Here is a 7,654-nt window from a genome sequence, read left to right as displayed (position 1 = left end):
CTTGGATCTTTGTTTGTACTGCGGTGGTGCCTGCACTGCGACGGAGCCGACAGTGCCTGTACTGCGCTGGGGTACCAGGACTCGAACCTAGACTAAATGAACCAGAATCACTCGTGCTGCCAATTACACCATACCCCACCAGAGTTGAACCCCTGCGGGCCCTTCTCAGGCGTTGCGCCCCTCGCTCGGTCCCGACGGGGTTTCGCTCCCTCGTCCGTTCCCTCCCGGGCGGCGCAGAAAGAACATTACCCGACGTCCGGCCCCGGTCCAAAATCGATAAGCCCAGGCCGCGGCCGGGGCGGCGGCGGGCCAGGTCAGAACCCGGCCCGCAGCCGCCGGTGGCGGTGCTCAGGCAGCCGGGACGGCGGCCAGCGCGGCGGCCAGCCGGCGCAGCGTCTCGGGGCGCCCGAGCAGCTCCATCGACTCGAAGAGCGGCGGGGACACCCGGCGGCCCGTGACGGCCACCCGCAGCGGCGTGAAGGCGAACTTGGGCTTGATGCCCAGCCCGTCCACCAGCGCCGCGCGCAGCGCGGCCTGGATCGGCTCGGGCGAGAAGTCCGCCAGCTCCTCCAGCGCCTTGATGCTCGCCTCCAGCACCGGACGGGCGTCGGCGGTGAGCACCTTGGCGGCGTCGTCCGGGTCGAGCGTGAAGTCCGCCGGGTCGACGAAGAGGAAGCCCGCCATGGTGACGATCTCGCTCAGCACGACCATCCGCTCCTGGGTGAGCGGTGCCACCTTGGCCAGCAGCTCCAGCTGCTCGGCGGTCGGCTCGGCCGGCAGCAGACCGGGCGCCTGGAGGTACGGCACCAGGCGGCGGACGAAGTCCTCCGGGGCCAGCCGGCGCACGTGCTCGGCGTTGATGTGCTCGCACTTCTTGAGGTCGAAGCGGGCCGGGTTGGCGTTGACGTCGGCGATGTCGAACGCCTCGACCAGCTGCTCCACCGAGAAGATGTCGTCGTCCGCGGAGAGCGACCAGCCGAGCAGCGACAGGTAGTTGAGCAGGCCCTCGGGGATGAAGCCGCGCTCGCGGTACAGGTTGAGCGAGGCCTGCGGGTCGCGCTTCGAGAGCTTCTTGTTGCCCTCGCCCATCACGTACGGCAGGTGGCCGAAGCGCGGGGTACTGCCGTCGCCGACGCCGATCTCGGCGAGCGCCGCGTACAGCGCGATCTGGCGCGGGGTCGAGGAGAGCAGGTCCTCGCCGCGCAGCACGTGGGTGATGCCCATCAGGGCGTCGTCGACCGGGTTGACCAGGGTGTAGAGCGGTGCGCCGTTGGCCCGGACGATGCCGTAGTCGGGCACGTTCTCCGGCTCGAAGCTGAGCGTGCCGCGCACCAGGTCGTCGAAGGCGATGGTGCGGTCGGGCATCCGGAACCGCAGGATCGGCTCGCGCTTCTCCAGCTTGTAGACGGCGACCTGGTCGTCCGTCAGCTCCCGGCAGTGGCCGTCGTAGCCGGACGGGCGGCCGGCCGCGCGGGCGGCCTCGCGGCGGGCGTCGAGCTCCTCGGTGGAGCAGTAGCAGTGGTAGGCGTGGCCGGCCTCGTGCAGCCGGCGGGCCACGTCCGCGTAGATGTCCATCCGCTGCGACTGCCGGTACGGCGCGTGCGGGCCGCCGATCTCCGGGCCCTCGTCCCAGTCGAAGCCGAGCCAGCGCATGGCGTCGAGCAGCTGCCGGTACGACTCCTCGGAGTCGCGGGCGGAGTCGGTGTCCTCGATCCGGAAGACCATCGTGCCGCCGTTGTGGCGGGCGAAGGCCCAGTTGAAGAGGGCCGTGCGGACCAGGCCCACGTGCGGGTTGCCGGTCGGGGACGGACAGAAGCGAACCCGAACGCTCGGGTCAGTGTTAGCCACGCTTGATCACCTTGTTGGTGAGAGTGCCGATGCCTTCGATGGAGACGGCGACCGCGTCGCCGACGTTGAGGGGGCCCACCCCAGCGGGTGTGCCGGTGAGGATGACGTCGCCGGGCAGCAGCGTCATGGCCTCGGAGATGTGGACGATCAGCTCGGCGACCGAGCGGACCATCTGGGAGGTGCGGCCGGCCTGCCGGAGCTCGCCGTTGACCGTGCAGGTGACGGCGAGGTCGCTCGGGTCGAGGTCGGTCTCGATCCACGGGCCGAGCGGGCAGGCGGTGTCGAAGCCCTTGGCGCGGGCCCACTGGCCCTCGCGCTGCTGGATGTCGCGGGCCGTGAGGTCGTTGGCACAGGTGTAGCCGAAGATCACCTCGGGCACCCGGTCCAGCGGGACCTCGCGGCACATCCGGCCGATGACCACGGCCAGTTCGGCCTCGTGGTGGACGTCGGAGGAGAACGGCGGGTACGCGATGGACTCGGTCGGGCCGATCACCGAGGTCGACGGCTTGAAGAAGGTCAGCGGGACGTCCGGGACGTCGTGGCCGAGCTCCGCCGCGTGGGCGGCGTAGTTGCGGCCGACCGCGACGATCTTGTTCGGCAGCATCGGGCTGAGCAGCCGCACGTCCTGGAAGCGGTAGCTCTCACCGGTGGGTTGGGGCTGCCCGAACGGGTGGCCGGCCAGGGCGTGGACCACGAGGGACTCGGGCTGCGCCGGGTCACCCTCGACCACGCCGAAGGAGACGGTGCCGGCGGCAGGGCTCCCCTCCCGGACGGAAAACCTGGCAATGCGCACGGCTGGGCTACCCCTCGCTTCGTCGGCCGCCCGGGGCGCGCCCGGGCGCTGGTGGGCGCCGCGCCCGTGTGGGCCCGGCCCCGCTCAATCGTCGACCAGGCTATCGCGTGGGGCCTCCCCCGACCGCTTTGCCCCTGTTCAGCGCGGTTGCGCCCGACCTGGCGGGAGCAAACCGAAAGGCGCCGCGAGTGCGGCGCCTTCCGGGTTCGTGCGGGGTGTCAGCTCCGCGGGGCCACCGCCGGGGCGACCATCAGCTGGGTGCGGCGCGGGTTGGCCGTGTTGGTGGGCAGCTCGGTGGCGTAGGTCGCCACGTGCTCGGCCCGGCGGGCGCCCGGGATCCCGCTGAAGTCCTCGACCGAGGCCAGCGTCGTCCGGCGCGGGTTCGCCGTGGAACGGCCGGAGAGCTCGGGACTGGTGGCGGCCGTGTTCGCCTGGGACATCTCGTCAGCACCTCGGGGTCGCGACCGGCGCGTCGACGTGGCGCGGCACCGGCCTGAGTGATTCGGGGAGATTCTGGGCAGGCTGATCGAGGCCGTGCGCCGGAGACAGCAAGGTTACGGATCTCTTTCCACAGCCGCCGTGACCAAAGCTACACATTGTGCTGTGATTTTGCTCACAAATTGAAGAGCAATTCTCCGATATCCGACATATCGCTTCATCAAGTTTCGCCGACAAAGCCCCGCATATCGGGCATTCGGGAACCTCTGCACCTCCCGTTGATCTCGGGTCTGGTTGGCATGTATCCGGCAAGTGTCCGAAAAAGGCGGTATTCCGGTCCGGTTACCGCACAGTCAGTGAAATCGCGCGCGCGGTCGGTAGTGTGGCCCCACTCGCCCTGGCGGCCCTTGTTGGGATTCCCCGGCTGTGCTGGAATGCCACGGACCGTGGGTAGGGAGTAGTCCACCCCGGTGCCCGCTCTCCCGGACCGGCCGGGGTGCGGATGGAAACTCCACACCGTCCAGGCTGCGGCGACGCGGCGGGACGCCCGGTCCAGAGGTTGCGACGCCAGTGCAGGGACGTTTCAAAAGGGGTAGCGGCGCCGCGGGTGACCCGGAGTCGCGTGAGCCCGTGGCACCACCCCAGCAGGCGGCGGTGCCCGGCGGCCCCGTCGAGCCGGCACCCGAGGCGGTCGGCCGCCCGGAGGACGACGCCGAACAGGACCGGAAGTCGGCCCGGGGCAAGCTCCGCAAGACGCTGACCCGCCGACGGGCCAAGGGCATGAGCCGGCTGGCGATGCGCAACTGGCGGATCCGTACCCGCCTCATCGCGCTGCTCGCGCTCCCGGTGCTGGTCGCCCTCGTGCTCGGTGGGCTGCGCATCCAGACCTCTCTCGAGGCCTCGCAGCAGCTCGCCCAGATGGCCAACCTCTCGGACCTGGCGAAGAAGGCGACCAACCTCGCCGACGCCCTGCAGACCGAGCGGGACATCAGCGCCGGGCCGATCACCCACGAGCCGAACGCCCCGCTCGACGACGACATCGTCAACGCCCGCAAGATCACCGACGACCTGAGCCGGACCTTCACCGCGTCCTCGGACAAGTTCGAGAACCTGGAGCTCTCCGGCGGCAAGGCGCTGCTGTTCCAGATCCGCAAGGACCTGAACTCGATCTCGGACGCGCGCAACACCCCGTACCAGAACAACCAGAACATCCAGTCGACGATCACGGCCTACGACGTGATCATCCGAGACCTGCTGTCGATCACCCAGGACATCGCGCTCGCGTCCAACAACCGCGACCTGGTCCGCGCCACCCGCGCCCTCCAGCAGTTCTCGCTGGCCAAGAACGCCACCTCGCAGCAGCGCGCCCTGATCAGCGCCGCGCTCGCCAACCCCAAGGCCCCCGACCTCAGCCTGAGCGACGAGTCCTTCGGTATCCGGCTGCGCGCCTCCTACGACAACGCGCTCACCAGCTTCAACAACATCTACACCTCGCACGACCTGGACAACCTGCGCGGCCAGCTCAGCTACAACTCGGTGGTCGCCGCCGCCGACCGGTACGCGCGCTCGGTGCTCCAGCAGAGCGGTATCCACCAGACCGAGCCGGTCAGCTTCAAGGACTGGTACGAGCAGGCCACCGCCAAGATCACCGCCGAGCGGCGGATCGAGTCGAAGCTGATCGAGGACCTCGACGGCAAGGCCCAGGAGCTGCAGTCCGCCGCCGACACCGAGGCCCTGATCATCGGTGCCGCCGTCGCGCTGGTGCTGCTGGTCGCCCTCGGTGGCGCCGGTCTGATCGCCCGCTCGATGGTGCGCTCGCTGACCCGGCTGCAGTCCGCGGCCGAGGACGTCGCCGAGCGGCGACTGCCCGAGCTGGTCAAGACGCTGTCCGAGAGCGACCCGCACGACGTCGACGTCACCGTCGAACCGGTCGGCATCGACTCCGCGGACGAGATCGGCCACGTGGCCCACGCCTTCGACATGGTGCACAGCGAGGCCGTCCGCCTCGCCGCCGAGCAGGCCCTCCTGCGCGGCAACATCAACGCGATGTTCACCAACCTCTCGCGCCGCAGCCAGGGCCTCATCCAGCGCCAGCTGTCGCTCATCTCCGAGCTGGAGAGCCGCGAGGCGGACCCGGACCAGCTGGCCAACCTCTTCAAGCTGGACCACCTCGCGACCCGTATGCGCCGCAACGGTGAGAACCTGCTCGTCCTCGCGGGCGAGGACCCGGGCCGCCGCTGGACCCGCCCCGTCCCGCTGGTCGACGTGCTCCGCGCCGCCGCCTCCGAGGTGGAGCAGTACGAGCGCATCGAGCTGGCCACCGTGCCGTCGGCCGAGGTCGCCGGCCGCGTCGTCAACGACCTCGTCCACCTGCTCGCCGAGCTGCTGGAGAACGCCACCTCGTTCTCCAGCCCGCAGACCCGCGTCCGGGTGACCGGCCACGCCCTGCCGGACGGCCGGGTGCTGGTCGAGATCCACGACACCGGCATCGGCCTCAGCCCCGACGACCTCGCCGACATCAACGAGCGCCTGGCGAACCCGCCGACGGTGGACGTCTCCGTCTCCCGCCGGATGGGCCTCTTCGTGGTCGGCCGCCTGTCCCTGCGCCACGGCATCCGCATCCAGCTGCGCCCCAGCGACTCCGGCGGCACCACCGCGCTGGTCATGCTCCCGGTGGACGTCACCAACTCCGCCGACCGCCGGGCTCCGGCCCGCCCCGGGTCGGCGCAGGCCAAGCAGCAGCGCGGGGTCGCCCCGACGCCGCGCCAGCAGCGCCAGGTGCCCGGCGGTCCGGCCGGCGGCCCGAACGGCGGCCCGGCCGCGCTCGGCCAGGGTCCGGCGGGCGGTGCCCCGCAGGGCCGTCCGCAGCTCGGCCAGGGCGGTCCCGGTGCTCCGGGCGGCCAGGGCGGCCCCGGTGGACGGGCCGGCGGCGCGCTGCCGACCCGCCAGGTCGGCCAGTCGCTCCAGGGCCAGCCGCAGGGCCAGCAGGCCCCCCAGGGTCAGCAGCAGGGCCAGCCGGTCCCGCAGGCCCGCCAGAACCCGCAGGGCGGACTGCCGCAGCGCGGTGCGGGCCGGCAGGCTCCGCCGCAGGGCGGTCCCGGTGCGCTGCCGCGCCGCGGCCAGCAGCAGCCCGGCCAGGGCCAACCCGGTCCGGGTCAGCCGGGCCAGGGCCAGCAGGGCCAGGGCCCGGGTCAGCCCGGCCAGGGCCGGCGCCCCGGCCAGGAGCGGCCGCGCCCCGGCGGGGACTTCGCCGGCGGTCCGGGCCCCCGGACCGGCGAGCAGCCTCAGCACGGCTGGGCCGACCAGTCGGGCCGTCCGGGCGCGCCGCAGGGCGCCCGCCCGGGCAACCGCCCGCAGGAGGGTCTGCCGCAGCGCCGCCAGCCGGGCCAGGCACCGCAGGGCCAGGCACCGCAGGGCCAGGGCGGCCCCGGCGGCCAGGGCCCGCAGGGTCCGCGCCGTCCGCAGCGCCCCGGCCCGGACGCACCGCAGCGCGAGCGGCAGCAGCAGCTCCCGCCGCAGCAGGCCCAGCCGCTCCCCGCGGCCGAGCCCTCGTCGATGGAGAGCACCGCGCAGTTCGCCCGGCCGCGCTTCGAGGCGAGCGAGATCGACCCGCGTGACCCGCTCGGCCTCGGTCTGGTCGAGCCGGTGCTGCCGAACCCGGCGCGTCCGGAGCCGGTCCGCCAGGAGCAGCTCCGCCCCGAGCCGGTCCGCCAGGAGCCGATGGCGCTGCCGACCGGTCCGTCCGACGGCGGTCCGCAGGGCGGTGCGCCGATCTTCGAGTCGGCCGAGCAGGCCGAGGCGGCGCGGGCGGGTCAGTACCAGCCGCGTCGGCCCGGGACCAGTGCGCCCGGTGTCCAGCAGCAGGGCCAGCACCAGCAGGCCCCGCAGCAGCACCAGCACGCCCAGCAGCAGCACGCCCAGCAGGCTCCCCACCAGGCTCAGCAGCAGGCCCCCCAGCAGGGCCAGCCGCAGCAGGCCCCGCAGGGCGGGCCGGGCGGGCCGGGTGACGCGCCGTGGCGCCCGTCCGCGAACGACGAGCGCTGGCGCCGGGCCGAGCAGGTCCGGGAGCCCTCGACCAGCGGCGTCACCATGTCCGGTCTCCCCCGGCGGACCCCGCAGGCCAACCTGGTCTCCGGTACCGCCGAGGCGTCCCCGCTGACCGGCCCCCAGGTGTCCCGTGCACCCGAGGAGGTCCGCGGCCGGCTCACCAACCTGCGCCGCGGCATCCAGCAGGGCCGCCGGGTCGGCGCCGAGCAGGCGGCCGGCCAGGGCCCGGGCCAGGGCAACCAGGCGGGCCCGCAGCATGGTGCCCAGCAGTCCGGATTCGATAGCTTCGGGAGCCGCACCGACGGCAACGGCGCAGATCACCAGGAGCGTTGAGTTGAACCAGATGAGCCAGGCCGCACAGAACCTGAACTGGCTGATCACCAATTTCGTGGACAACACCCCCGGGGTGTCGCACACGGTGGTGGTCTCCGCCGACGGCCTCCTGCTGTGCATGTCCGAAGGCTTCCCCCGCGACCGCGCCGACCAGCTCGCCGCCGTCGCCTCCGGCCTCACCTCCCTCACCTCCGG

General features: G+C 72.4%; 5 protein-coding genes and 1 tRNA gene. 2 read left to right on the top strand and 4 right to left on the bottom strand.

Annotation, left to right across the window (positions count from 1 at the left end):
* Positions 1 to 66: 66 nt before the first annotated feature.
* From ABT263_RS19420 to ABT263_RS19405, 4 genes are all read right to left on the bottom strand, one after another.
* A tRNA-Gln gene (locus ABT263_RS19420) sits at positions 67 to 138 on the bottom strand.
* A 210-nt stretch (positions 139 to 348) separates the two neighbouring features.
* Positions 349 to 1,848 (bottom strand): glutamate--tRNA ligase, encoded by a 1,500-nt coding sequence (gene gltX / locus ABT263_RS19415; RefSeq protein WP_352291611.1) that lies wholly within the window; start codon positions 1,846 to 1,848, stop codon positions 349 to 351.
* The gene (locus ABT263_RS19410; RefSeq protein ID WP_329489729.1) at positions 1,841 to 2,641 is read right to left on the bottom strand and encodes a fumarylacetoacetate hydrolase family protein; all 801 of its coding nucleotides are present in this window, start codon (positions 2,639 to 2,641) and stop codon (positions 1,841 to 1,843) included. The genes gltX and ABT263_RS19410 overlap by 8 nt, the downstream gene beginning before the upstream one ends.
* A 218-nt stretch (positions 2,642 to 2,859) precedes the next feature.
* Positions 2,860 to 3,081, bottom strand: coding sequence for a hypothetical protein (locus ABT263_RS19405; RefSeq protein ID WP_352291609.1), 222 nt, complete (start codon positions 3,079 to 3,081; stop codon positions 2,860 to 2,862).
* Positions 3,082 to 3,874: 793 nt separating this feature from the next.
* Between ABT263_RS19405 and ABT263_RS19400 the strand changes: the two genes are divergently transcribed.
* Both ABT263_RS19400 and ABT263_RS19395 read left to right on the top strand, forming a co-directional pair.
* Entirely contained in the window at positions 3,875 to 7,459 is a 3,585-nt protein-coding gene (locus ABT263_RS19400) for a sensor histidine kinase (protein ID WP_502885825.1), read from the top strand.
* A gap of 10 nt (positions 7,460 to 7,469) precedes the next feature.
* Positions 7,470 to 7,654, top strand: a 185-nt coding sequence (locus ABT263_RS19395; protein WP_352291689.1) for a roadblock/LC7 domain-containing protein, incomplete at its 3' end; no start/stop codon positions are given.

The organism is Kitasatospora sp. NPDC001603 (genome assembly GCF_040298365.1).
In the GTDB taxonomy this organism is placed as follows: domain Bacteria; phylum Actinomycetota; class Actinomycetes; order Streptomycetales; family Streptomycetaceae; genus Kitasatospora.
Note: the sequence above shows the minus strand (reverse complement) of the source record. Positions and strands in the feature narration are given on the sequence as shown.

What these genes read in the sequence shown, in the direction of transcription:
- ABT263_RS19405 (WP_352291609.1), bottom strand. Translation starts at nt 3,081, where the DNA reads ATGTCCCAGGCGAACACGGCCGCCACCAGTCCCGAGCTCTCCGGCCGT.
- ABT263_RS19400 (WP_502885825.1), top strand. Translation starts at nt 3,875, where the DNA reads ATGCGCAACTGGCGGATCCGTACCCGCCTCATCGCGCTGCTCGCGCTC.